Annotated in this window: 23 protein-coding genes and 1 rRNA gene; 21 read left to right on the top strand and 3 right to left on the bottom strand. The window is 52.8% G+C overall.

The genetic code is table 11. The features are described 5' to 3' along the window. Positions 1-19 precede the first annotated feature (19 nt). The 5 genes from AC1BI1_RS13110 (at position 20) to AC1BI1_RS13090 (ending at position 7,632) form a co-directional block, all read left to right on the top strand. Complete coding sequence (locus AC1BI1_RS13110; protein WP_476717754.1) at positions 20-2,404, top strand: S-layer homology domain-containing protein; 2,385 nt, start codon at positions 20-22, stop codon at positions 2,402-2,404. Between the two features lie 163 nt (positions 2,405-2,567). Continuing rightward, a complete protein-coding gene (locus AC1BI1_RS13105) occupies positions 2,568-3,380 on the top strand; it encodes a GGDEF domain-containing protein (RefSeq protein ID WP_476717753.1) in 813 nt (270 codons plus the stop codon). 379 nt (positions 3,381-3,759) lie between these two features. Further along, positions 3,760-5,370: a spore germination protein gene (locus AC1BI1_RS13100; RefSeq protein WP_476717752.1), complete on the top strand. Its 1,611-nt coding sequence runs from the start codon at positions 3,760-3,762 to the stop codon at positions 5,368-5,370. Between the two features lie 2 nt (positions 5,371-5,372). Further along, positions 5,373-6,536, top strand: coding sequence for a Ger(x)C family spore germination protein (locus tag AC1BI1_RS13095; RefSeq protein WP_476717751.1), 1,164 nt, complete (start codon positions 5,373-5,375; stop codon positions 6,534-6,536). Position 6,537: 1 nt separating this feature from the next. Continuing rightward, positions 6,538-7,632, top strand: a complete 1,095-nt coding sequence (locus AC1BI1_RS13090; protein ID WP_476717750.1) for a GerAB/ArcD/ProY family transporter — start codon at positions 6,538-6,540, stop codon at positions 7,630-7,632. Here AC1BI1_RS13090 and AC1BI1_RS13085 read toward each other — a convergent pair. From AC1BI1_RS13085 to acs, 3 genes are all read right to left on the bottom strand, one after another. Next, a complete protein-coding gene (locus AC1BI1_RS13085; protein ID WP_476717749.1) occupies positions 7,610-8,374 on the bottom strand; it encodes a LytR/AlgR family response regulator transcription factor in 765 nt (254 codons plus the stop codon). The two genes, AC1BI1_RS13090 and AC1BI1_RS13085, sit on opposite strands and share 23 nt — an antisense overlap. A gap of 16 nt (positions 8,375-8,390) precedes the next feature. Next, positions 8,391-9,752, bottom strand: a complete 1,362-nt coding sequence (locus tag AC1BI1_RS13080; protein ID WP_476717748.1) for a histidine kinase — start codon at positions 9,750-9,752, stop codon at positions 8,391-8,393. Positions 9,753-9,894: 142 nt separating this feature from the next. Further along, positions 9,895-11,838: an acetate--CoA ligase gene (gene acs, locus AC1BI1_RS13075; RefSeq protein ID WP_476717747.1), complete on the bottom strand. Its 1,944-nt coding sequence runs from the start codon at positions 11,836-11,838 to the stop codon at positions 9,895-9,897. A 343-nt stretch (positions 11,839-12,181) separates the two neighbouring features. On the opposite strand from acs, the gene acpS reads away from it, so the two are divergent. From acpS to AC1BI1_RS12995, 16 genes are all read left to right on the top strand, one after another. Then, positions 12,182-12,559 carry a holo-ACP synthase gene (gene acpS, locus AC1BI1_RS13070; protein WP_476717746.1) on the top strand — a complete coding sequence of 126 codons (378 nt, stop codon included), beginning with the start codon at positions 12,182-12,184 and terminating at the stop codon, positions 12,557-12,559. 6 nt (positions 12,560-12,565) lie between these two features. Further along, on the top strand, positions 12,566-14,128 hold the full coding sequence (locus AC1BI1_RS13065; protein WP_476717745.1) for an NAD(P)H-hydrate dehydratase: 1,563 nt from the start codon (positions 12,566-12,568) through the stop codon (positions 14,126-14,128). Between the two features lie 16 nt (positions 14,129-14,144). Next, positions 14,145-15,266 (top strand): alanine racemase, encoded by a 1,122-nt coding sequence (gene alr, locus AC1BI1_RS13060; protein ID WP_476717744.1) that lies wholly within the window; start codon positions 14,145-14,147, stop codon positions 15,264-15,266. Positions 15,267-15,341: 75 nt separating this feature from the next. Continuing rightward, positions 15,342-15,617 (top strand): CopG family ribbon-helix-helix protein, encoded by a 276-nt coding sequence (locus tag AC1BI1_RS13055; protein WP_476717743.1) that lies wholly within the window; start codon positions 15,342-15,344, stop codon positions 15,615-15,617. A gap of 1 nt (position 15,618) precedes the next feature. Then, complete coding sequence (locus AC1BI1_RS13050; protein WP_476717742.1) at positions 15,619-15,969, top strand: type II toxin-antitoxin system PemK/MazF family toxin; 351 nt, start codon at positions 15,619-15,621, stop codon at positions 15,967-15,969. Positions 15,970-16,065: 96 nt separating this feature from the next. Then, a complete protein-coding gene (locus tag AC1BI1_RS13045; protein ID WP_476717741.1) occupies positions 16,066-16,770 on the top strand; it encodes a gamma-glutamyl-gamma-aminobutyrate hydrolase family protein in 705 nt (234 codons plus the stop codon). A gap of 73 nt (positions 16,771-16,843) precedes the next feature. Further along, positions 16,844-17,233, top strand: a complete 390-nt coding sequence (locus tag AC1BI1_RS13040; protein ID WP_476717740.1) for a response regulator — start codon at positions 16,844-16,846, stop codon at positions 17,231-17,233. A 16-nt stretch (positions 17,234-17,249) separates the two neighbouring features. Continuing rightward, positions 17,250-17,891, top strand: a complete 642-nt coding sequence (gene thiE, locus AC1BI1_RS13035; protein WP_476717739.1) for a thiamine phosphate synthase — start codon at positions 17,250-17,252, stop codon at positions 17,889-17,891. Positions 17,892-17,964: 73 nt separating this feature from the next. Next, positions 17,965-18,549, top strand: a complete 585-nt coding sequence (locus tag AC1BI1_RS13030; RefSeq protein ID WP_476717738.1) for a uracil-DNA glycosylase — start codon at positions 17,965-17,967, stop codon at positions 18,547-18,549. 82 nt (positions 18,550-18,631) lie between these two features. Continuing rightward, complete coding sequence (gene tsaE, locus AC1BI1_RS13025; RefSeq protein WP_476717737.1) at positions 18,632-19,105, top strand: tRNA (adenosine(37)-N6)-threonylcarbamoyltransferase complex ATPase subunit type 1 TsaE; 474 nt, start codon at positions 18,632-18,634, stop codon at positions 19,103-19,105. Between the two features lie 5 nt (positions 19,106-19,110). Then, entirely contained in the window at positions 19,111-19,800 is a 690-nt protein-coding gene (gene tsaB, locus AC1BI1_RS13020; RefSeq protein WP_476717736.1) for a tRNA (adenosine(37)-N6)-threonylcarbamoyltransferase complex dimerization subunit type 1 TsaB, read from the top strand. Positions 19,801-19,817: 17 nt separating this feature from the next. Further along, complete coding sequence (gene rimI / locus AC1BI1_RS13015; protein WP_476717759.1) at positions 19,818-20,264, top strand: ribosomal protein S18-alanine N-acetyltransferase; 447 nt, start codon at positions 19,818-19,820, stop codon at positions 20,262-20,264. Next, on the top strand, positions 20,257-21,276 hold the full coding sequence (tsaD, locus tag AC1BI1_RS13010) for a tRNA (adenosine(37)-N6)-threonylcarbamoyltransferase complex transferase subunit TsaD (RefSeq protein WP_476717735.1): 1,020 nt from the start codon (positions 20,257-20,259) through the stop codon (positions 21,274-21,276). The genes rimI and tsaD overlap by 8 nt, the downstream gene beginning before the upstream one ends. A gap of 214 nt (positions 21,277-21,490) precedes the next feature. Next, on the top strand, positions 21,491-22,846 hold the full coding sequence (locus AC1BI1_RS13005; RefSeq protein WP_476717734.1) for a radical SAM protein: 1,356 nt from the start codon (positions 21,491-21,493) through the stop codon (positions 22,844-22,846). 22 nt (positions 22,847-22,868) lie between these two features. Beyond that, a complete protein-coding gene (locus AC1BI1_RS13000) occupies positions 22,869-23,468 on the top strand; it encodes a 5-formyltetrahydrofolate cyclo-ligase (RefSeq protein ID WP_476717733.1) in 600 nt (199 codons plus the stop codon). Between the two features lie 350 nt (positions 23,469-23,818). Then, positions 23,819-23,983: ribosomal RNA gene (locus AC1BI1_RS12995) — 16S ribosomal RNA — on the top strand; the annotation flags it as partial.

Genomic DNA, 23,983 nt, shown 5'->3' with positions numbered 1-23,983 from the left:
AGCGAAGGAGGGATGCTATTTGAGAAAGATCATGCGTTACCAATCTGGTTTGCTGGTCCTTCTCTTTGTATTTGCCCTGCTTCTACCGGGGCTCGCCGTAGCTCAGGAGCAGCCGGTGCTCCCTGCGGCATACTACGGAGCGGTCACGCTGAACGGCCAGCCGGCACCGGCCGGTACGGTAATCGTGGCCAAAATAGGCAGCGAGATTCGCGGTCAGATCACCGTTAAAGAAGACGGCAAGTACGGCGGCCCTGGTCCGCTTGACCCGAAACTCGTGGTTAGCGGGACCGCGGTGGATGACGGTAAGCAGGTGACCTTTGAGGTAGCCGGGATAAGGGCCGAGCAAACGGCGGTTTTTAAAGCAGGTGACGTGAAAGTAGTCAACCTTACGGCGACAGGCACGCCACCCGGGCCGGGGGACACCACTGCACCTGCAATTATCAGCACCGACCCAGCCGACGACGCAACGAATGAGCCGGTGGACAAGACTATCACCGTTACCTTCAGTGAGGAGGTGCAGGCGGGAACTGCTTACGACGGCATCTCGGTTAAGGATGCCGCCGATAACGCCGTCGCCGTCACCAAAAGCATCGGCGGCAAGGTCCTTACCATTAGGCCGAACGTCAACTTTGCCCACAACACCAAGTACACCGTGACCATCCCTGCCGGCGCGGTGAAGGATTTGGCGGGCAACGTCCTGATGCGGGACTACACCTTCAGCTTTACCACTCAGGCGGTGTCGGGTGGACAAAAAGAGGAGCAAATACCGGAGACCGGTGTATTGGACAATTTTACACCTCCTCCCAGCGAAACATTGGTGCTGAAAAGTAAAACCGGCGTTGAACTGGAAATTGCTCCAGGAACCGTCAGCGGAACAGCAAAGATAACGGTTAAGCAAGTGGAGGATAAAAGCAATCTTCCTGCAGCCAACATGGTAGGCCAGGTTACCGAAATTAAGATAGAAAACGTAAGCCTGGCGAAACCCGTAACAATCCGCCTTCCAGTTGCAGGAGTTACAGGTGAACGCATCAGGGCTTTCAAGCTGATCGACAACAAGTGGGTAAACCTAGGGGGAGAACTTAAAAATGGCGTAGTTGAATTTGCCGTCAACTCCTTTAGCTACTTCACTGTAGCCAACAGCCCTGCTCTTCCCACGGCTCAACCGGCACCCGGCACTTATTCTGGCAGCGTCCAGGTGACGCTAAGCGCCGAGCCAGGAGCAAGCATCTACTACAGCATAGATGGTTCAACACCGGCGAAATTTTACACGGCCCCATTGACATTAACAAGCAACACTACCCTGAAAGCTGTAGCAGAAAGGAATAGCATTCAGAGCGAAATTGCGACATTCTCCTACACCGTAACTTCTACTTCAGGCGGCTCTGGCGGTGGTGGCGGAGGCGGTGCGATAACGTCGCCTGCCGATAAGGTCGAAAAGCCCGTACAGGCGGGTACTACCACCGTGGCCGAAATCTCCGGAAAGGTCAAAGTCGAGGTGCCGGCCAGGGCCGTGAGCGGGTCGAACGTCCTCATCAAGGCTGAAGTAGTGGGCGACGAGAAGGCCGCGGGCGCGGGGATGCCGCTCCTGAGCAAGGTTGTGGACATCACCCTCAAGGATGGCACCCTGACCGGCAAGGTCACCATCACTCTCTACTTCGACAAGGGCAAGCTGGGCAAGGACCAGGAGCCGGCGGCCTTGTACTATGACGAGAAGGCAGGCAAATGGGTACGCCTGCCAGGAGTTGTTGATTCAGATAAGGCAACCGTTACGGTAACGGTCGACCACCTCAGGATGTTTGCCGTGTTTGCCGTGACTAAAGAGGCGCCCAGGCCGGAAGTGGTCACCTTCAAAGATATGCAGGGCCACTGGGCGGCTGAAACAGTGGGCAGGTTGGCCGGCATGGGTGTTGTTTCCGGCTACGAGGACGGCACTTTCAGGCCCGACAACGAGATCAGCCGGGCTGAAGTTACGGCCATACTGGTACGTGCCCTTGAGCTGGCTCCCGGCAGCGAGCAAGATCTGAGATTCAAGGATAATGCCTCGATCCCGGCCTGGGCCATGGGAGTGGTCGCGGCTGCGGCGAGAGAAGGGCTGGTCAGGGGCTACCCGCAGCCGGACGGCACGGTTACCTTTGAACCCGGCCGGCCGGTTTTCCGGGCCGAGATGGCCGCCCTGGTGGTGAGGATACTGGAGAAGAAGGTAGGCCCTGTTGCGCCTGCCGAGCTGAAGTTTGCCGACGCGGGCAGTATCCCGGATTGGGCGAGGTCGAGCGTGGGAGCCGCGGTAGCTAAGGGCATTGTCGAGGGCTATACCGACAACACGTTCCGGCCCGATAAGCGTGTAACGCGTGCGGAAGCCGCGGCGATGATTCTCCGGATGCTGGAGGCGATCGGAAGCAAATAGACAGCGGACGGCGCGGGGCAGTTCAATGTCCCGCGCATTTTTGGGTGGTAGATAGCAGGGTTTCGTATGTTGGCCGGGGCGCCCTCGCTCCGCGAGAGGCACCCCGGCTTTGCGTGTAAAGCAGGCCGGGTTCGGGTATACAAAAGGGGTGTAAGGTTGCCTGATGGAGCCGGAGCAGGTACAAGTAGTATCAGGACTTTTCAGGGGTGCCATATATTTTTTATCGGCCGTGGGTATGGGAATTTGCTTTTACCGCAGGCGCGGCTGGAAAGGTTACGGCCCGGAGAAATTGCTGCTTTTGGGACTATTAACTATGGGCACAGGAACTTTTCTGAGCGCGTACTGGGCCAGACTGGGTCTTCCGGAAAGCTGGAGCAAGATACTGGGTGACCTGGTGCTGGTGAACGCCGGCACGGCAGTGACTATACTGGCCATGTGCCTCCTGACGATAAAATTCCACCTGGTAGCCCTGGTACTCAAGAGAGAAGCAGAGACCGACCCCCTAACAGGCCTTTACAACCGCAGGACCTTTTTCCTGGAACTGGACCGCAGGTTAAGAAGGGGGGGCGGTTTTGCGGTGGCCATACTGGACGTGGATAACATGAAGCTGATAAACGACACTCTGGGTCACCAGGTGGGGGACGAGGTTTTGAAGGCGGCTGGGAGGGCAATAAGGAGGAGCACGCGGGAAGAGGACATAGCTGCCCGGTACGGGGGAGACGAGTTTGCGATCTTGTTTGCCAGCCGGGGCCCGCGAGTAGAAAAGTTCAAGGCCAGGCTAAAAGAGAACCTGATGGCGGAGCTGCCTTATACTGGGGATATTGAGGTTGGCCTTTCTGCGGGGGTAGCCTACTGTCCCGAGGACGGTGGGGACGCCCACTTCCTCCTCTCCGCTGCTGACGCGCGCATGTATGCCGAGAAAAAAGCAAAGAACAACCGCGGGGCAAATAGGTTACTAAAGCCATACCGAGGATAGCTAACAGGAGCTGTCGATCCATGGTTCTACAGCCACCCCTATAGTGGCCGCCAAACCAGCCGCTAATATAATATTCCAGTTACCGGGTAGGAGCAAGGCAATAGCTACCGATAAAGCTCCTGCCATCCCTGCTACTAGCAGGGTCTTTTTATTTTTAAAGGGAAGGCAGCGCCCAAGAAAAATGGGAGACGAGATGCAAGGTAAAATGATAAAAAAGACTCAAGACTCGCCGTTGCCGGAAACAAGCCATTGCTGCTCTTGGTGCAAAGAGAGGAGTCGCCTTCCCCTGGTGAATATTTACCAGCTGCCTTACGCAAGATAAAATGAACGAGAAACCCGGAAAACCTGGAAAACCTTAATGGCAGGGGGGCCTTTTCCATTGCCTCGAAAGCCTCAAAAATTCTGGCGGTATTTGCGCAAAGGGCAGAAGGGGAAGTCTACCCAAAGCAGAGACCAGCTAGCCTCTCCACTGGTGCATGAGGGCCAAGCTACAGACGCTTCCTTTGAAGACAGTTTGGAAGCTAATATGGAAATATTTCTGGCCGTTTTTGTCGATTGCCAGGATGTCGTCTACCGCCGGATGAAGATAGGTGGCCAGGAGGGGAGGCCAGCAGTGCTAATTTACGTAGACGGGCTGGTGGATAACGAAATTGTTGATACTCAAATTGTCAAATCCCTCCTTCTGGAAGCTCCGTTAGCCACTTCGGTATTTAACTCAGCCAGGGAGCTATTCCATAAAATACGGGATTCCTTAGTGACTGTAGCCAATGTACGGGAGATAGCAGACTTTCGCGAAGCGGCCCTTTGTATTATGAGCGGTTTTGCGGTGTTCCTCCTGGATGGCGTGAATAAGGCCCTGGCCCTGGAAGTTTGCGGCTGGGAACACCGGGGGGTGGAGGAACCTCCCGCTGAGGCTCTCATCCGGGGCTCGCGAGAAGGATTTTCGGAATGTTTTCGTACCAATACTACGTTATTGAGGCGGCGTATCCGAGATCCCCAGCTCAAACTCAAGACGTACTTCCTGGGCCGGCGGAGCCGGACTACGGTAGGGGTCATGTACTTGGCGGGTGTGGCTAACCCCGAGCTGGTGGCGGAGGTGGAACGGCGCCTTGGTGGAATCGATATCGATGGTATATTGGAAAGCGGATTTATTGAACAAATAATAGAGGATCGGTGGTACTCTCCTTTCTCCCAAATCCAGAACACCGAGAGGCCCGACGAGGCGGCAGCGGCTTTACTTGAGGGCCGAGTCGTCATCCTAACCGATAATACCCCCTTTGCGCTGCTTATCCCGGCTACTTTTAATTCCCTTATGCATAGTCCGGAGGATTTTTACCACCGGTGGTTTATTACCTTTTTAATCCGCACCCTGCGCTTCCTGGGGTCCGCCCTGGCTTTGATCCTGCCTTCCATGTATATCGCCATGGTTTCTTTTACCCCGGAAATGATACCTACTTCGCTAGCCATTTCCATCGGGGCCGGCCGGGAGGGATTGCCTTTCCCTACTATAGTTGAGGCGTTTATCATGGAAACCACTTTAGAATTGCTCCGGGAAGCTGGTATCCGGTTGCCCAGCCCTTTAGGCCAGACCCTGGGGGTGGTGGGGGCTATTATCCTAGGACAGGCAGCAGTGCAAGCAGGTATTGTGAGCTCGGCCATGGTCATTGTGGTATCGCTCACTGCTATAGCGGGCTTCGTTATTCCCAGTTATGATGCGGCTATTGCGCTGCGGATTTTACGCTTTTTCCTCATGATAATGGCTGCTATTTTCGGGCTTTATGGCATTATCTTAGGTTTGATGTTAATTCTTACCCATCTCGTATCCCTCAAAAGCTTTGGAGTACCTTATCTTAAGCCCTGGGCACCGTGGACAGTACGGGAGCTTAAGGATAGCATTTACCGCGCCCCCCTTTTCAAACACCATTTACGGCCTGCCTATCTTAAACCCTTAGAGGATAAACGGATGCGCAATAAGGGGAGGAAAGGATGAGGTTGTTAGCGTTAGTGCTAATCGCCTTAATATTGGCCGGGTGCTGGGATAATCTGGACATAGAACGGCGTGCCCTGGTGCTGGGAACCTTTGTCGATCTGGCGCCAGTTAAGGCCGGGCAGGGAGGTGAGGATCAGTTTGAGCTAACTATGGAGATGCCCATCTTACGCCGGATGGCTGCCCGAGCTGGAGGCGGTGGCGGGGGAGGAGGCGAAGGACAAGAAGAGACGCTGCCCACCTGGCGCCTGACAGTTACCGGGTCCACCTTTGCGGAAGCGATGCGCAAGGCGGCTACCCGGTCGGAGCGCCAGCTCTTTTTTGGTCACCAGAAGGTGTTATTGATCGGCCAAGAACTGGCCCGGCGGGGAAGCCTGGTGGAGGTCTTGGATTTCTGGGCTCGAAGCCGTGAAAGTTACTTGGCCATTACCGTATTTTTAGCTGAAGGGCGGGCCGGAGAGATCTTCGCGGCACGGCCTAAATTTGCCCGTAGTGTGAGCATGTTTTTGCAGGAGCAGTCCGAGCGCCAGATCAGAACTTCCCGCTTTGTTAGATATAACTTGTCCGAGGTGTTGGCTGCCCTATATGGGGGCAGGGATATTCTATTATCCAGGGTAACTGTGGTACCCGGACAAGAACCCCTGGAATTGCAAGTAAGCGGCACGGGGGTGATTAGAGAAGGGAAGCTAGTGGGCTGGCTCACCCCGGAAGAGACCCAGGCTGCCCACTGGGTCACCGGGGAAGTCAGAGGTGGAGAGATTATACCTTTACCCGTACCAGAGTTAAAGCGGGTTTTTAGCCTGGAGCTTTGCCGGGTAGAAAATAAGGTGAAGTCTCAGGTAATAGGGGACAGGCCCACCTTTACTGTTAATTTAAATATAACGGCTGATATTATAGAAAAAATAGGCAGCCCGGAACCGCTGTCAGCCCTAATCTTGCGCCAGATTGAAGGAAGGGCTAATGAATTAATAAAACACCGCATCGAGTCCGTAATTGGGAAGTTGCAGCGGCAGTACCAGGCGGATGTCTTGGGCTTCGGGAAGAAGATAGAAGAAAACAATCCTCGGTGGTGGGAAGCGGTTAAAGGGAATTGGCGTTCGATTTATACCCAGGCCCCCGTGACCGTTGAGGTGAAAGTGAGTATAAGGCGAACAGGCATGGTGAGCTAGAATGTCGACTAAAGAGAGGATAGGGGCGGCCGAGGCTTTCTTCTTAACCATAGCCGCCATGATTGAAGTAGGCACTTTAATGGGGGCTAAGGATATTGTGGATAAGGTGGGGGTGGATGCCTGGCTAGTCTCGCCCCTGGAAACCCTTACTAGCCTAGGGGCCATTTACCTTATTACGCGGCTGGCCATGAAATTTCCCCACCTGGACCTGGTGGGTTACAGCCGTTTAATTGTAGGTAAGTGGTTGGCCTGGGCTGTGGCTTTGGTGGTGTTGGTTTATTGGGTTAGCTTAGCTTCCAGGGTTGGGCGGATAACCGTGGATGTTATTAAAAGCTCAATATTACCCCGTACCCCGATGGAGGTAGTACTGCTTTCGTTTTTACTGGCGGCGGCCTACCTGGCTAAACAGGGCTTGGAGCCACTAGCCCGGGCTTGCATTATCATTGTTATCGTTACTTTACCGCTCACCTTGCTCCTGTTCCTCCTGGTGGTACCCCGAGTCCGCCTAGACAATTTTTTACCTTTTTTACCGCAAGGTCCCTCGCCGGTGGTAAAACTGGCCTTGTGGCGCATCAGCAATGCGGAAGAGATGAGCTTATTTTTAATCCTAGTTCCTTTTTTACAGAAACCCAAGGAAGCCTGGCGAGCAGCTAGTTATGGTTATCTGGTCGTTATGGTAGTGGTGATTACGGTTTTGACCACCTGCCAAGGGGTCTTGGGCGTGGATAAGCTAAAGTATACTTTAGTTCCCGGGCTGGCTGTTACCCAGCTGGCGGAGTTCGCCGGCACCTTCATCGAGCGCATAAGTCTGGTTTTTGTTTCTTTGTGGATTATTTTAGTTTTTCCCACAGTCTCCGCCCTGCTCTGGGCTACTTCTTACTTGCTGGGGCGCCTTTTTAAATTGAAGGATTACAGGATGCTAGCCTTTTATCAGTTGCCTTTAGTTTACTATTTAGCTAATCATCCTAAGGATGTGTTCCAAGTTAAAAGCTTCTTTTTCTTTCTCCAGCCTCTGGGCCTGGTGGTCCTCGTGGGGATACCCGTTTTGCTCTACTTTATTGCTCTTTTACGCTTCAGAGGCCGAGGCGAGCCTTGAGCTGGCTGGCCTGATTACGGCTGACAGGGACTTCGCTTTGTTGTTTATCGGAGAGTATTAAAGTATAAGTACCATTGAAAAATGGGACTATCTCTTTTACCTTAGTAAGATTAACGATATAACAGCGGTGAGTGCGAAAAAAGATTTTAGGGTCCAGGCGCGTTAATAGCTCTTTTAAGGTAAAGCGGGTGGAATAATGTTCGGCAAAGGTCTTTAAATATACGCTATCGTCCTGGGTATAAGCATAATACAGATCATTTTGATCCAGGAGCAGGGTTTTACCGTCTTTTTCCACCGGAATGCGGTTAAGACGAGCATCAGTTGATTCCGCGCGCGAGGGTTCTTCCGTCTTTAACTGGCGTGGGCTCTGCCCCTGCTCCAGGAACTTACGAACCTTTTCCACGGCCTGTCGCAGGCGGCGGGGTTCAAAGGGTTTTAAAATATAGTCCACGGCGTTGACTTCAAAGGCCTGGAGGGCATACTCTTCGTAGGCAGTGACAAAGATGATCAGGGGCGGATTGGGCCGCTCCTGGATGGCACGGGAAAGCTCCAGCCCGTTCATCCCCGGCATATTAATATCGAGGAAAATAACTGTATAGTCCAGGGCGCTGATAAGGCTTAAAGCTTCTTTAGCATTGGTGGCTTCGCCCACAATTTCGACATCTTTAAATTCTTGCAGCATATACCTAAGCTCCTGCCGGGCGGGATATTCGTCATCTACTATTAAGGCTTTTATTTTCATTTTGTACCTCACCTCCTTAGTTTGAACCTACTGCCCGGCTTCGGGGAAGAGCAGCATCTACGTTCTCTTCGATAACTTTAGGAAATTGTATTACTGGAACGCGCAGGTGGACTTCAGTACCTTTATTCACCTCGCTTTTGAGTTTTAGCCCGTATTCCGGACCGTAGAGGCTCTGGAAGCGCAGGTTAACATTGCTCAAGCCCACGCCGCTGCCCGAGCCACAACCCGGCTTCAACACATGGGGTAGCTTTTCGGGAGGAATGCCGATCCCGTCATCGCTAACAATAATATGGAGCTCACCGTCCCGCAAGCGAGCGCTAATACGCACCACCCCTGGCCCCTCTTTAGGCATGAGGCCATGGTTAACGGCATTTTCCACCAGCGGTTGTAGACTGAGGACCGGGAGGTGGTAGTCAAGAAGTTCTACTGGTACATCCTGTACGTACCGGAATTTCTTCCCGAAACGGGCCTTTTCCAGGGTAAGGTAGTTGCGGACATAAGCTAGTTCTTCCCTCAAAGTAGTAAAACTGCTGCGGCGGTTAAGAGTCTGGCGGAAAAGCCCGGCCAGGCGCAACAACAATCGCCGGGCACGTTCGGGATTAGTACGAATAAAGCTAATGATAGTATTTAGAGTATTAAAGAAGAAGTGAGGGTTGATCTGAGCATTTAAAGCTTCCAGCCGCGCTTCTACCAGCAATTCCCGCTGGCGGTCCAGTTCGGCCAGTTCTATCTGAAGGCTTAAAAGTTCAGCCAGGCCAATGGCCAAACGAATTATATTAGGGGGTAACATCCCTTCCTGGGTCTGATAGAGTTTTAAGGCTCCGACAATTTCGCCCCGGCATTTCAGAGGCACGATAACAGCAGCAGCCAAAGGACATTCACAATAGTGATAACGTGGACAATTAAGACCCCGGGTGGTATGCACTACTTTATACCGGCCGGTAGCCAGGACCTCTTTAGTCGCTTCCGTCAAGATCCGCTCCCCCGGCGGGTGCTTTTCACAGCCGACACCCAGGAAGGCGAGCACCCGCTCCCGGTCGGTAATGGCTACAGCACCTACTTCAGCAATGTTTCGGATTATTTCCGCGGTTTTGGCAGCCGTAGCTTCATTTAAACCTCGCCGCAAGTAGGGCAAGGTCTGATGGGCGATTTGCAGAGTGGGGTCTACCGGGGTTTCCGGCACTTGGGCTTCTTCTTCCTCCATTGTTACTTGACAGGGGGAAATAAGATAGCGCAACAGGATGACCAGGGCAACTCCATTTATAACGGCAAAAAGAGGAGCCGCGAGAACCAGGGACGCTTTAAGCAAGAGGCTGGCCCCCAGGGTTTCAATTATGGTTAAAGCTAAAGCCCCACCGATAAACACTATCGGAGGCATAAATATCACTCCAGTATATATAAAAAATTACGAAAACATTATCTATCTCTCTGTAATTCTATGCTACACTGCTCGCCTTTTCCTGTCAATAAATAAAAGAAGCCCTGCTACAAGTGGCAGGGCGGGTAAGCGTGGTATGGAATTAAGCTTCTTCGACGTACGCCTTCCGCAGGTGTTCTACCGTCCCCGGATCGGCCAGAGTAGAAACATCCCCTAAAGCGCGCCCCTCGGCTATGTCCTTCAAGAGGCGGCGCATGATCTTGCCGCTTCGGGTCTTAGGCAATTCTGCGGTGAAGAAGATTTCTTCTGGTCGAGCTATGGCACCGATGATTTTGACTACGTGGTCTTTGAGTTCTTGGGCCAGTTCCGGGGAAGGAGTTATCCCTTCTTTGACGGTGACAAAGGCTACTATGGCCTGACCCTTGATGGGATGGGAGCGGCTTATCACAGCGGCTTCGGCCACCGCCTGGTGATCCACCAGGGCGCTTTCCACCTCCATTGTGCCTAGGCGATGCCCGGATACGTTGATAACATCGTCTACCCGGCCCAAAATCCAGAAATAGCCATCGGCATCCTTACGGGCTCCATCGCCGGTAAAATAGCAGCCCGGAATGCGCGACCAGTACTGCTTCACATAGCGCTCCGGATCACCATAAATGGTGCGCATCATGGCCGGCCACGGTTTTTTGATCACCAGGTAGCCGCCCTTACCTGGCGCTACGGGATTGCCTTTATCGTCCACTACATCGGCTTCAATGCCCGGGAAGGGCCGGGTAGCCGAACCCGGCTTTAAGGGCGTTTGGCCGGGGAGGGGGCTGATGAGGATCATGCCTGTTTCTGTTTGCCACCAGGTGTCCACGATAGGACAACGGCGGTGGCCGATATGGGTGTAATACCACATCCAGGCTTCCGGGTTAATGGGTTCGCCTACAGTACCTAGAAGCCGTAAGGATGAGAGGTCATGACGGGCGGGGTGGCTCACGCCCCAGCGCATGAAAGAACGGATCGCTGTAGGTGCAGTATAGAAAATGGTAACTCCGAACTTTTCTATAATTTGCCAGTAACGATCCGGTCGCGGATAGTCAGGAGCGCCTTCATAGATGAGGACAGTAGCACCATTGGCCAGGGGCCCGTAAACTACATAACTGTGGCCGGTAATCCAGCCGATGTCCGCCGTACACCAGTAGACATCCTCGTCCTTTAAGTCAAAAACATAGCGTGCTGTGGTGGTTACCCCTACCAGATACCCACCTGTGGTATGCACCACCCCCTTGGGCTTGCCAGTAGTACCGCTGGTATGCAAGATGAAGAGAAGATCTTCGGCCTCCATATGTTCCGGTTCTACGTAGAGGGGAGCAGTGGCCATGAGTTCGTGCCACCATAAATCGCGGCCTGGCTGCATATTTATATTATGGCCCGTGCGCTTGGCTACAATAACCTTTTCAATACTGGGCGCTGCCTGTAGGGCCATATCAGCGTTCTCCTTCAGGGGTATTATTTGGCCGCGGCGGAAACCGCCGTCAGCAGTTATGAGGATACGGGAGCCTATGTCATTAATGCGCTCCTGTAAGGCATGGGCGCTGAAACCGGCAAAGACCACATTATGCACTGCACCGATGCGGGTACAGGCCAGCATGGCAATGGGCAGCTCAGGGATCATAGGTAGATATAAAGTTACGCGATCGCCTCGTCTTACCCCTAGAGAGCGCAAGACGGCAGCAAATTTATTAACTTCGCGGTACAGGTCCCTATAAGTCAGGGTACAGAAATCTCCTGGTTCACCTTCCCATAGCAGTGCTGCTTTATTGCGCCGCCAGGAATGGAGGTGACGGTCCAGGCAATTATAGGAAACATTGAGGGTGCCGCCGCTAAACCACCAGGCCCGGGGGTACTCCCATTCCAATACCTTATCCCAGGGTTTAAACCAGTGGAGGTAGGAAGCCGCTTTGGCCCAGAATTCTTCTGGATCATTGATTTTAAATAAATCGGCATTATAAGTATTGGCCTGTCTGGCAAATTCCTCTGAGGGAGAAAATATGCGGTTTTCTTGCAAAAGTGCATCTAGAGTTTTGCTTTCCTGGCTCATGGGAGTCCTCCTTTCCAGTTTGCAAGCACTACAGAATTATGTTTAATATATGGTTTTATTGTTAATTTTGCCAAGAATGACATAAATAATAGTTTACAGCTAGCTCTTTAACCCATCAGCTTTATTTGGTGGTTATAATAGCAAGTTGCTTCAAGAAAGAAAAGTTTTTGTCCGTTAAAAGTAGTTATTAAAGGCTCTAAAGGCATTTTTTCCTGGCCAGTGGTAAGCAGCAGGTATTCGACTTTTTTTGCCGAAAAAATAAGGGGGAACGAATAGGGACTAGAGGGATTGAGGTATAATGGAAATCAATGGCAGGGATGACAGGCCGTAGGGGGAAATATAGGTGTCCAGAATAGGCGTAGATATAATTGAGATTGATCGTATAGAAAAGGCAGTAAGGCGGCATCCGCGCTTTTTGCAAAAGGTTTTTACTCCGCAGGAAGAGGCTTACTGCCGGAAGAAAAGGCGGCCGGGAGCTTCCCTGGCGGCACGCTGGGCGGCCAAGGAAGCTGTATTTAAAGTTTTGGGCTGCGGGTGGGGAGCTTTAAGCTGGCGGGACGTGGAGATCGTGACTTATGGCCATGACCGTCCTCAAGTTGTACTTCATGGCCGGGCTGCGGATTTAGCCCGGCAACAAGGGCTTTCCCATATACAGGTGAGCCTTTCCCACAGCCGCGATTATGCCCTGGCTGTAGCGGTGGGGATAGCGGGCAGGAGGTGACAGAATGTGTACGTGGTAACGGCAGCCGAGATGGGAGAAATTGATCGCCTGGCCAGCCGGGAGTATTTTATCCCCAGTATTGTATTAATGGAAAACGCAGGGCTGCGAGTGGTAGAGTCCATCCGTCGTTATTTCGGTGGCACAGCCCGGGGGAAAAGGGTGTTAATTTTTGCCGGTAAGGGAAACAATGGCGGAGACGGCCTGGTAGTAGCCCGGCACCTTCATAATGAAGGTGCAGAAGTTAAAGTATTTTTGCTGGCTCGCCCTGAGGATCTCAGGGGAGATCCCCGCACCAACCTGGAGATATACCAGAAAATGGGTGGTAAGGTTTTCCCCCTCCTGGAACACAACCATCTGCAGAGGGCCGATATCGCTCTCCTTTATGCCGACCTGGTAGTCGATGCTATTTTTGGTACAGGTTTTAAAGGAGCAGCTCTAGGCATAGGAGGAGAAGTAATAGACCTGATAAATAAAGCGGGGAAACCGGTGGTGGCCGTGGACCTGCCCTCAGGGTTAGAAGCCGATACCGGCCGGTTCCACGGTCCCTGCATCCGGGCTACCTGGACGGTTACTTTTGCTTTGCCCAAATTGGGCCTGGTCCTGGAACCTGGGGCCAGCGTGACCGGCAGGCTAGAAGTAGCCGATATCGGTATCCCCCGGCAGTTGATCGAAAGCCGCGGTTTAAAAGTGCACCTGGTGAACGCCGAGTGGTGCCGCCTTTACCTAAAACCCAGGGAGGCTACTGCCCATAAAGGGACTTTTGGTCACGTCTTGGTCGTGGGCGGTTCCAGGGGCATGACGGGCGCTGTAGCCCTAGCGGCCATGGGGGCTATGCGGGCAGGAGCCGGGTTAGTGACAGCTGCCGTGCCTAAGAGCGTTCAGAACATCCTGGCAGCTCAAGCTAAAGAAATTATGACCCACGGCTTGCCGGAGACGGCGGGCGGAACCCTTAGCCGGGAAGCTCTCCCTCTTATCGTGGGGCTTTTGGGAAAATGCCAGGTTCTGGCCATTGGTCCGGGTTTATCCCGCGATCCCTCCACCACCCTCCTGGTACGGGAATTACTCCCCCAGGTGCGCTGTCCGGTAGTTATTGATGCCGATGCTTTAAATGCCCTGGCCGAGGAGCCGGAATGGCTTTACGAGCCCAATAAAGTTGAGGTCGTATTGACACCCCATCCGGGAGAAATGGCCCGCTTGAAAGGGACCACGGCGGCCAAGATACAAGAGAACCGGCTGGCAACGGCCACCGAGGCAGCCCGGGAATGGCAAGTTGTGGTTTTGCTTAAGGGTGCGCGGACGGTCATCGCCTGCCCTACCGGAGAAGTCTATATCAACCCCACCGGCAACCCGGGCATGGCTACCGGCGGCAGTGGCGATGTGTTAACCGGCATAGTAGCCGGGTTGGTGGCTCAAGGGTTGCCCCCCGCCGTAGCTGCTGCTTTAGGAGCTTATCTTCACGGGGCGGCTGGGGATTACGCTATGCTAGTTCAAGGCCAGCGCGGCCTGGTGGCTGGCGACTTGCTTGCCTTTTTACCCCGCGTCTTACGCAAACTAGAGCGCGGAAAATAGAGGAGGTACTAAAACAATGTCGAGGCCGGTGTGGGCCGAAGTTGATCTCAGAGCTATAGCCCATAATACGCAGCAGCTAAAAAAGCTCCTGGCTCCCCGGACAGAACTTATGGCTATAGTTAAAGCCAATGCTTATGGGCATGGAGCAGTACCGGTGGCCAGGACTGCCCTGGCCAACGGAGCTTCTTGGCTAGGAGTAGCTACTCTGGAAGAAGCTTTAGAGCTGCGTCAGAATGGCATAACGTCTCCTATCCTTATTTTAGGGTATTTATCCCCAGAGGATGCCCGGGCGGTAATAGAGGCTGACATCTCCCAAACCATTTTTGCTCTGGAACAGGCCCGGGCCTTGTCTCAAGCTGCCCAAACTTTGGGCCGCCAAGCCCGGTTGCACCTGAAAATAGATACGGGTATGGGACGCCTGGGGTTTTTACCCCAGGAGGCGATAGCCGCAGCGCGAGCTATAGCAGAGCTGCCCGCCGTTACCCTGGAAGGGATCTTTACCCATTTTGCCAACGCCGATGCCAGGGATAAAACTTATACCTGGCAGCAGCTTCAGATCTTTAACCGGGTACTTGCTGACTTGGAACGGGAAGGGATACGGATTCCCTGGAAACATGCGGCCAACAGTGGAGCGCTCATTGACTTACCGGCTACCCATTTCAACCTGGCACGGGCCGGTATCAGCCTTTACGGCCATTATCCCTCGGAAGAAGTGGACAAGGGGAAATTATCTTTACTGCCAGCCATGGCCTTTAAGACTCGGGTGATCTTGGTAAAGGAAGTACCGGCTGGTAGCTATATTAGCTATGGGTGTACCTTTTGTACTGATAGGCCCACTAAGGTGGCCACTTTACCGGTAGGTTATGCCGACGGCTTTTCTCGCCTCTTATCCAACCGGGCGGAAGTTTTAGTTCGGGGGCGGCGAGCTCCTGTTATAGGACGAGTTTGTATGGATTATTGCATGATAGATGTTACTGCTATACCAGAGGTGGAGGTGGGTGATGAAGTGGTCCTTTTTGGCCGGCAGGGAGAAGCTTGTCTTCCTGTGGAGGAAGTAGCCGGCTGGCTAGGAACTATTAATTATGAAGTTTTATGCATGATTTCCCACCGGGTGCGTCGTCTGTATTTGTCGGATTAATAAACTTGCTTTGGCAGAAGCTTACTGCTATAATTGATTATAGCTTGTTGTCTATACTCGCGGGAGGTGCCTTCCTTGCCTGGCATCAAACGGATTATGATAAGCTTACCAGAAAACCTTCTGGCCGAGGTTGATGGATTAGCCACCCTGGAAAAACGCAATCGGAGCGAATTTATTCGCGAAGCCATGAAGCTATATATAGCCGAACGTAAACGCCGCGTTATACGTGAACAGATGAAGCGCGGTTACCAAGAAATGGCCCAAATTAATTTGTCCCTAGCTACGGAAAACTATGAAGTAGAGGAGGAAGTTCAAAACTACTACGATAGCAAACTGGCGGAGTGTAAATAAGATGCTGGTCCGACGTGGAGATATTTTCTATGCACAATTGAATCCGGTGGTAGGCTCAGAGCAAGGAGGTACCAGGCCGGTGCTCATTATCCAGAATGACATCGGCAATCAGTACAGTCCGACGACCATTGTGGCGGCCATTACCTCGCAAATTAACAAGGCTAAATTACCCACTCATGTGGAGATAAGCGCCGCCAAAAGCGGTTTGGAGCGGGATTCTGTTATTTTGACCGAGCAAATCCGTACTATCGATAAGAGCCGCTTAGGGCAAAAGGTGGCCTTCCTGGATGAGGAGATTATGGAAAAGGTTAACCGGGCCCTGGAGATCAGCCTGGGCTTGACAGAAATATGAGGTTTACTTAAGGAGAGAGTCTACCTGCGTAGCGGGTAGGCTTTTTACTTTTTAAAGCGCCACGCCGGGGATAGATGTAAAAAGGGGAGGAGCAAAATGGCGCCGGTCATTGGGGTGACCTGCGACGGAGACCTGGAGGGCCGCAAGTTCTTTTTGAATCGAGCCTATCTAGAGGCCGTACGCGATGCTGGGGGGATACCTATAGTGCTACCTCCCGGGCCACAAGAATCCGTGGACAAGTATCTGGAAGTAATTGATGGGCTCCTCTTGACCGGCGGCGGCGATGTAGATCCCGGCTTTTTCGGCCAAGAGCCGCGGGAAGGGCTGGGTCGGGTTCTTCTAGAAAGGGATGAGTTTGAGCTAAGCTTAACCAGGAAGGTTTTACAGGTGGGGAAACCTCTCCTGGCCCTTTGCCGGGGCATGCAGGTTTTAAATGTAGCTGCTGGGGGCACGCTTTATCAGGACATAAGGCAAGAATTGCCAGGCTGCTGGCAGCACAGCCAGAGGAAGCCCCGCTTTTGCCCTCACCACACTGTAGAAACGGTGCCGGGGACACTGATGGCCAAACTTCTGGGGCCCAAGGCTCGCGTTAACAGTATGCACCATCAGGCTGTTAGAGCCGTGGGGCAGGGCTTAAAGGTTAGCGCCCGGGCCGGTGACGGCATTATTGAAGCTCTGGAGGGTACAGGTAAATCCTTTGTCATAGGAGTACAGTGGCACCCCGAGGAATTAATAAAATTTTATCCGGAGCAACGACAACTTTTTCAAAGTTTTATAGTTGCAGCAGATATTTCCACTTGATGCAGGAATTTGGAAGGTGAAGTCGAATGGTATATAACTAAAGGCGAGCTGAAATCGGTGGGAGAGGTGAAAGATGGATAAACCACCTAAGGTACTGGTGGTGGACGATGAAGCAGGGGTGCGGTTACTGCTAGAGCTGGTCTTCAGCGAAGAAGGATACCGGGTAGAATTAGCCACCAACGGATTACAGGCCCTGCAGAAGGTGAGGTCTTTTCAGCCGGATGTAGTGATCATGGATGTTAAAATGCCGGTTATGGATGGACTGGAAGCTTTACCCCGGATTAAAGCTTTGTCGCCCCAGACCAAAGTAATTATTATCACAGCTTATCTGGAGGCTGCTAATGTAAAACAGGTCTGGGAACGCGGGGCCAGCGGCTTTCTTTTCAAACCTTTTGACCTAGAAGATATCAAAGGCGAAGTGCACCGGGTGCTCAAAGAAAAAACCCAGGCTTATGGTGCTTAAGGAGCGGGAAAAACTCATGCAATATGATGTCTATGTAGTTACTTCTTCTGAATTATCCCGCGGAAGGAGTACGATAGAAGTAGTACGCCAAGCGTTGGCCGGCGGAGCCACGGTCATCCAACTGCGGGAAAAGAATTGGTCTGCCCGGGATCTCGTAGAATTAGGACTGGAGATCAGGAGGCTCACACGGGAGGCCGGAGCGGGCTTTATTGTCAACGATCGCCTGGATGTAGCTTTGGCGGTAGACGCTGATGGTGTGCATTTAGGGCAGGAAGATCTGCCAGCCCAGGTAGCCCGTCGGCTCCTGGGCGAGGGAAAAATCTTAGGGGTTTCCGTAGGTACTGTGGCCGAGGCGCAAGAGGCTGTAGCTGCCGGAGCGGATTATCTGGGGGTGGGGCCGATTTTTGCCACAGGCAGCAAGGCTGACGCCGGCGAGCCGGTAGGGGTGGAGTTGATAAGGGCGATAAGAAAGATAGTATCCATCCCCTTAGTAGCCATTGGAGGAATCAACCGGAGCAATGCTGCCGAGGTAATAGCCGCCGGCGCTGACGGCGTAGCCGTTATTTCGGCAGTGGTGAGCGCTGATGATATTCGCGCGGCGGCCGCAGAGTTGTTGGCTGTAGTACGGGCAGCAAAAAAAGCCTATACTGGCAGGTAAGGAACAAGGCATTCAGCGCCCGGCCTGCTCGGTCGCGGGCGCTTTTCCCTTTTCTTAAGATGGAGGTTTTGCCATGGATTGGGAAGAACTAAAACGCCGGGTTTTATCCTGCCAGGCTTGTGGTTTGCGGCGTAGGGCTAAAAATGCAGTATTGGGCGAGGGCCTAATTAATGCGGACCTCATGCTGGTAGGAGAAGCGCCAGGGGCTAGGGAAGATGAATTGGGGCGCCCTTTTGTGGGAGCTGCTGGTGAGCTTCTTAACCGTATTTTAAAGGCTGCCGGTTTCCGGCGGGAGGAAATATATATTACTAATGTAGTTAAATGTCGCCCGCCGGGGAATCGAGTTCCCACCCCGGCAGAAGTTAAGGCCTGCCAAGTTTACTTAGAGGCCCAGATAAGGCTTATCCAGCCCAAAATTATAGTGTGCTTAGGGGCTGTGGCTACCCAAACTCTAATTGCCCCCGGAGCTAGCATCACCCGTCTGCGCGGCCAGTGGATTGAAAAGGACGGTATACGTTATATGCCGACTTTTCACCCGGCGGCTTTGCTGCGGGATGAAGGTAAAAAAAGACCGGTTTGGGAGGATTTTAAAAAGATCCGCGATCTTTATCGGGAACTGCGCACAGAGCAGCTATCTATGGATTTTGGGTGTATGTAGGCGGATTATAATTTTCGTTTGTAATCGCAGGGAGCTGGTAATACTACAGCCAGGGAAAATTTTGGAGTGCTGGTGTATAAAGGTGGAGGTATTTTTAAAGGATCCAGAAGCTACCCGCGCTTTAGGAAGAGCGCTGGGAAAGTTTGTACGACCCGGAGACATTATAATACTTTCAGGCGAGCTAGGGGCAGGTAAAACCACCTTGGTCCAGGGCCTGGCCCAGGGTTTAGGGGTTAAAGGCTTAGTTACCAGCCCCAGTTTTACTTTGATTCAGGAGTATCGGGGTTATTATCCCCTGTATCATATCGATCTTTACCGCTTAGAGGACCTTGAGGAAGTATGGGCTCTGGGCCTGGAAGAATACCTTTTTGGAACGGGCATAACGGTAGTGGAATGGGGCGAGAGGCTAGCACCTTTTGTATCGGAGCGCCTGGAGATTTTCCTTGAGCAGGATTCCGGCGAAGGCCGGCGGGCCCGGCTAGCCCCTTATGGCGGTCGTTATCGAGACCTTTTAAAAGAGTTAGCCAAGGAGTTATCTTTACTTATGGGGAGTTGAATATTTTGCTGGTCCTGGGTATCGAGACTTCCACCGCTGTAGTCAGCGTGGCTTTGGTAGATGTGCAGAAGTTATTGGCAGAAATATGCTTAAACAGCAAACAATACCATTCCCGCCGTCTACTGCCGGTGATATCAACTTTGTTGGGAGAAGCAGGTGTAAAGTTTAACGATCTGGCAGGAATAGCAGTAGCCCTGGGCCCGGGCTCCTTTACAGGTTTGCGTATTGGATTGGCTACGGCTAAAGGGCTGGCTCACGCTAGTGGTAAGCCACTGGTAGCAATACCTACCCTGGATGGCCTGGCCCTAAATGCTGCCGGAGCACCCGGGTTGATCTGTCCGGTTCTGGTAGCCCGGCGTCAGGAAGTTTACACAGCACTCTATCGGTGGCAGGAGGGAGAATTATGTTGCCTGGCTTCTTATCAAGCCGTGGCACCGTCTTCTTGGGTTGCACAATTGGCCTCTTACGGCGAGCCGGTTTATTTTTTAGGCGATGCTGTAATGCCTTACAGAGATGTCTGGCAGGAATTGGGGGAAAGGGCCGTATTTTTGCCCCCCGAAAATATCTTGCCCCGGGCTGCCCATATAGCCAGGCTGGGGCAACAGCGTCTAAGCCGGGGCCAGGTGGACAATCTTTTCCAATTAAAGCCTCTATACCTGCGCCCGTCGGCAGCGGAGTTGAAAGCAAAGGTATAGAAGTGTCTGTCGTACCCATGACCAGCCAGCACCTGGATGAAGTGCTGGCCATCGAGCGGGCATCTTTCCCCACGCCATGGCCGCGATCTTCTTTTTTAAATGAACTATATACCAATGATTATGCTTACTATTATGTTTGCCTGTACGACGAAAGGGTCATCGGCTATGCCGGGATGTGGATAATTTTAGATGAAGCCCATATTACCAACATTGCCGTCCATCCCGATTTTCGGGGGCAGCGCTTGGGGGAACTTCTTTTAAAAACCCTTATGCGAGAAGCCGCAATCTTAGGCGCCGATCGCATGACCCTGGAGGTACGGGTTTCCAATATACCGGCCCAGCGCCTCTACGAAAGAATGGGCTTTGTCCGTGCAGGCATCAGGAAAGGCTACTATAACGATACCCAGGAGGATGCCATTATTATGTGGAAGCATCTCTACGAAAATGGAGGCGGCCATGAATAACATTATCCTGGCCATTGAAACCTCTTGTGATGAAACGTCGGCTGCCGTAGTAGTTAATGGGGTGGAAGTTCGCGCCAATATTATTGCCTCCCAAACTATCCATCGCTGTTTTGGCGGGGTAGTACCGGAGATAGCCTCGCGGCGCCACCTGGAGAATATTGCTCCGGTGGTGCAAGAAGCTCTAGAGGAGGCGAAAATATCTTTTGGGGATATAACGGCTGTAGCAGCCACCTACGGACCGGGTCTGGTGGGCGCTCTTTTAGTAGGGTTATCTTATGCCAAGAGCCTGGCCTATGTTTTGAAAAAGCCTTTCCTCGGCGTTCACCATCTGGTGGGCCATATTTATGCCGGTTTTTTGGAATACCCCGACCTGCCCCTGCCGGCCGTTTGCCTGGTTGTTTCCGGGGGACATACCAGCTTGCTTTACTTGGAAAGCCATGAGCGGCGGTACTTGTTGGGTGCCACACGGGACGATGCTGCCGGCGAAGCCTTTGATAAAGTAGCCCGCGCCTTGGGTCTGGGTTACCCCGGGGGGCCGGAGCTGGAGAAGCTGGCTGCTAAGGGGAATCCGGCGGCCATTCCTTTCCCCCGGGCGTGGCTGGAAGAGGGGAGTCTGGATTTTAGCTTCAGCGGTTTAAAAACAGCAGTGATGAATTATTTGCACCAAGCGCGGCAGGCAGGGCAGGAGATAAATTTAGCCGATGTGGCCGCCAGTTTCCAGCAGGCCGTGGTGGATGTTTTGGTTACCAAAACTATTCTGGCTGCCCAAAAGGAGAAAGGTAGTAGATCTATTTTAGCCGTAGGCGGGGTAGCCTCCAACAGGGCTTTACGCCGGGATTTAGCGGCAGCAGCTCGGGAAGTGGGATTACCTGTGTTCATCCCCCGGCCACTTTACTGCACTGATAATGCTGCCATGATCGGCTGCGCAGCTTATTATCAGTACTTGCGCGGGGGATTTTCGCCCCTGGACTTGGATGCTGTTCCCGATCTGCCCCTGGTACCTGCCTTGTAAATAGCTTAGGTCCTAAGGGACCTTTAGGACCTAAACGCCTATGTCCAAGGGGTAAGAAATGTGGATAATGTGTATAAAACTGTGGTTAACTAGAGGAATCAAGGGCAGGCTATGTGGAAAAAAATATGGTGTAAGGGTGATGGGTTTATTATAATAAATGTGGATAAATTACTCTAAACCTTGAGAATCAAGGCATTGGGACGTGGATAACTCTGTGGATAAGTGGCAACTGGTGGTACTCACTGCTGCCCGTTATAATATTTTGCCCCTAACCTCTACCTGCAACCTGCGCTGCGTATTTTGCAGCCACCAACAGAATCCCCCTGGAGTAGAGGTTGTCACCCTGGCACCGCTCACCCTGGACCAAATAGAGAACCTTTTGGATTATTTGGACGGCAAACGCAAAATCGTTATCGGTGAATCGGCCACCCGCCTGGTGGAAGGCGAACCTTTAACCCACCCCTGCTTTTCCACAATAATGCACAGGCTGCGCCGGCGTTTTCCCCAGACACCTGTGGAAATTACCACCAACGGCTTGCTCCTCGACCGGCAGAAAGTAGCGGCTCTCAAGGATTTAAAGCCGCTAGAGATGAACCTCTCTATCAATAGTGTGACACCAGCCGGGAGGCTTAAACTCTTAGGGACAAAGGGAACGATTCCGGTTTTAGAGGGGTTGGAAAACTTAACCCAAGCGGGGATACTCTGGCATGGCAGCGTAGTGGCCTATCCGACCCTGGTGGGGTGGGGAGATGTGCGGGCCACTATTCGCAGCCTGGCAGCTGCGGGTGCCGCCACTATCCGCGTTTTTCTTCCCGGCTTTACCCGTTTAGCTCCTCCTTCTTTGCGCTTTGATCCCGGGACATGGCGCCGGGAGTTGGGAGCCTTCCTGGAGGAGCTGCGCGAGGAGGTAGCCATACCTCTCTTGCTGGAGCCCCCTTTATTACAGGATCTGACGCCAGCAGTAGCCGGAGTGCTGGCCGGTTCCCCGGCAGAGGCAGCCGGCTTGAGGCGGGGGGATGTTATCCTTAGTGTAGATGGGAAGAACCCCCGCTCCAGGGTGGAAGCCTTTAACCTGATTTCTCGGTCCGGGCGGCGGAAGTTAAAGATAAAGCGTGGGGATAAGAGGGGCAACGGAAACCCGGAAGAGGAAGTAATTTTGGAGTTACTCCCCGGGCAAAAGAGTGGCCTGGTATTTGAATGGGATTGCGACCCGGAACTGTTAAACTTGGTACAGGCTGCTTGCCAGCGTTACCAGGCGCAGCGGGCCCTCCTTTTTACTTCTGAACTGGCCTTCGAAGTGTTAAAGCTCATGCTTAAACCCGTGTCGGCGGTGGTAGATGTGCAGCCAGTGCGCAACCGCTTCTTTGGCGGGTCCATTGCTTGTGCTGGCCTTTTGACGGTGTCAGATTTTATCCGAGCCTGGCAAGAGGGACAGGGAGCGAAACTCAACCCTGATCTTATCCTTTTGCCGGGGCTAGCCTTTGATTTTTGGGGGCGGGATCTGGTAGGCAGGCATTACGAAGAGCTGGCCAGGATAACCGGTATTCCGGTGGAAGTGCTCAGGACTTAAAGGCTTTTTTGGGGGGACAGACGTGAAAAAGCAGCTCAGAAAAGAAATACTGGCACGGCGCAACGCCCTGACGGAGGATGAACTGGTCAGTAAAAGCGAGGCGATTAAACAGCGCCTGCTGGCCCTGCCGCTCTGGCGCGAAGCCAGGCTAGTTATGATTTATGTTTCCTTTGGCAGCGAGGTTAAAACAGAGGAACTGCTGAAAAAATCTTTGAAGCAGGGCAAAAGGTTAGCCGTACCCTTTTGCCAGCAGGGAAAGCGAGAGCTTGTCGCTTCAGAAGTCCTCTATTACCCGGAGGACTTAAGCCCGGGAACCTGGGGTATTTTAGAACCGAGACCGGGAACCCTGCGACCGGTAAATCCTGAGGATATCGACCTGTGTATAGTGCCGGGAGTGGCCTTTGATGTCCAGGGCAACCGGTTGGGCTATGGGGCCGGTTACTACGATGGATTTTTACCTCGCTTGAGGCCTGAGGCCTGGAAAGTAGCCCTAGCCTTTGATATACAGATTGTGCCCACCACTTATCCTGCGGAGCACGACTTTCCCGTAGATCTGATTATCACCGAAACCCGCATAATGGGTCCGTTTTCTTCTTCCAAGACCATAAATGACGGAGTATAAACGAGCAATTGCGAAAGAAAAGGTGAGATAGTGGGGAAAGTTGAGGTAGGGGCGAGATACGGGGTAGGTGGGCGGGGATATAGGGGGGAGGTAGGGGTTGAAAAGAGGGGTAGGGAGGTGATATATTGAGATTTGCCTCCCTGCGGAAGAGGGGGAGGAGGGGTGGAGTTGGAGTGGGGGGTCTTGACAAAGGGGAGGCGAGGTGATAAGATAAGAAATGCGTCGAATGACGAGGTCTTTGAAAACTGAACAGTGGCGGCGGGCCAGGCGTAAAAGGGATTGAGGAAGAAGGCTCTTAAATGGGGCTTTAAGAATAGAGCGGGATTAAACTTGAAGTAAGTGTGAGAAAAATTACGGAGGGTTTGATCCTGGCTCAGGACGAACGCTGGCGGCGTGCCTAACACATGCAAGTCGAGCGGGCCATATGTGTAAGGTAGCTTACACATATGGTTTAGCGGCGGACGGGTGAGTAACGCGTGGGCAACCTACCCATGAGACTGGGATAACCCTGGGAA

The sequence above is a fragment of the Thermanaeromonas sp. DSM 22490 genome (assembly GCF_056378755.1).
Note: the sequence above shows the minus strand (reverse complement) of the source record. Positions and strands in the feature narration are given on the sequence as shown.

Bases quoted from the DNA above. Each gene is read 5' to 3' on its own strand.
- AC1BI1_RS13105 (WP_476717753.1), top strand. From the start codon at position 2,568: ATGGAGCCGGAGCAGGTACAAGTAGTATCAGGACTTTTCAGGGGTGCC.
- AC1BI1_RS13045 (WP_476717741.1), top strand. From the start codon at position 16,066: ATGGCGCCGGTCATTGGGGTGACCTGCGACGGAGACCTGGAGGGCCGC.
- AC1BI1_RS13085 (WP_476717749.1), bottom strand. From the start codon at position 8,374: ATGAAAATAAAAGCCTTAATAGTAGATGACGAATATCCCGCCCGGCAG.
- AC1BI1_RS13080 (WP_476717748.1), bottom strand. From the start codon at position 9,752: ATGCCTCCGATAGTGTTTATCGGTGGGGCTTTAGCTTTAACCATAATT.
- thiE (WP_476717739.1), top strand. From the start codon at position 17,250: ATGCAATATGATGTCTATGTAGTTACTTCTTCTGAATTATCCCGCGGA.
- rimI (WP_476717759.1), top strand. From the start codon at position 19,818: ATGACCAGCCAGCACCTGGATGAAGTGCTGGCCATCGAGCGGGCATCT.
- AC1BI1_RS13050 (WP_476717742.1), top strand. From the start codon at position 15,619: ATGCTGGTCCGACGTGGAGATATTTTCTATGCACAATTGAATCCGGTG.
- tsaD (WP_476717735.1), top strand. From the start codon at position 20,257: ATGAATAACATTATCCTGGCCATTGAAACCTCTTGTGATGAAACGTCG.
- AC1BI1_RS13090 (WP_476717750.1), top strand. From the start codon at position 6,538: ATGTCGACTAAAGAGAGGATAGGGGCGGCCGAGGCTTTCTTCTTAACC.
- AC1BI1_RS13040 (WP_476717740.1), top strand. From the start codon at position 16,844: ATGGATAAACCACCTAAGGTACTGGTGGTGGACGATGAAGCAGGGGTG.
- acs (WP_476717747.1), bottom strand. From the start codon at position 11,838: ATGAGCCAGGAAAGCAAAACTCTAGATGCACTTTTGCAAGAAAACCGC.
- AC1BI1_RS13030 (WP_476717738.1), top strand. From the start codon at position 17,965: ATGGATTGGGAAGAACTAAAACGCCGGGTTTTATCCTGCCAGGCTTGT.
- alr (WP_476717744.1), top strand. From the start codon at position 14,145: ATGTCGAGGCCGGTGTGGGCCGAAGTTGATCTCAGAGCTATAGCCCAT.